At 65.6% G+C, this 619-nt stretch carries 1 protein-coding gene; it reads right to left on the bottom strand.

Annotated elements, in window-relative coordinates; all coding sequences use genetic code 11:
• Positions 1–619: phage major capsid protein (locus PKE99_RS39265; RefSeq protein ID WP_271215138.1), on the bottom strand; the 619-nt coding region annotated here is incomplete at both ends.

Raw genomic sequence — 619 nt, 5'->3', positions numbered from 1 at the left:
AGGAAGCGGCGATTTTCAGCTTGCGGAACTTCGCAGGCTGGATGACGCGCCCGCCCGTGCGGCGGGTCGCATGAATGCGGGTGATGCCTTCGGTCGCCCGGATGTAGGGGTTGACCAGAACCGACAGCGACACGCGGTCAACGATCCGGTAGCCCGACCAGTCCCCGAAGATGATCGGGAAGGCTCCGCCCGCGACATCGGGCATGTCGGGAAGCTCGATCACCGGGCGCCCGAGGATGGTTTCCGGCTGGCCCGCCTGATAGGACGGTTGCCACAGGAACCGCCCGCCCCCATCCTTCAGCAGGCGCAGAAGGCCCAAGGTGGTGCCGTTCATCGCCCAGGTGCCCGCGTTGCGATACATGGCGGGAAGCGCATACATCTGCGTCACCAGCGCGTCGGCAGTGATCTGGGTTGCGTGGCCGCTGACGGTTTCGGCAATGCCCGCCTTGGTCATCACGCCCTCGGGCTGCCCGTCGCCCGAACGCTTCACGAAGGCCAGCCCTTCCTTGGCCCCGAAATCCTCGGTCAGGGCCTGCCGCACCTCAGCTTCGGCCTGCGAAGCATCGGCCAGCAGCGTGTTCGAAATGTCCACATAGGTGGTCAGTTCGTTCACCACGAC

This window comes from Pseudonocardia halophobica, assembly GCF_027922425.1.
Classification (GTDB): domain Bacteria; phylum Actinomycetota; class Actinomycetes; order Mycobacteriales; family Pseudonocardiaceae; genus Pseudonocardia; species Pseudonocardia halophobica.
Note: the sequence above shows the minus strand (reverse complement) of the source record. Positions and strands in the feature narration are given on the sequence as shown.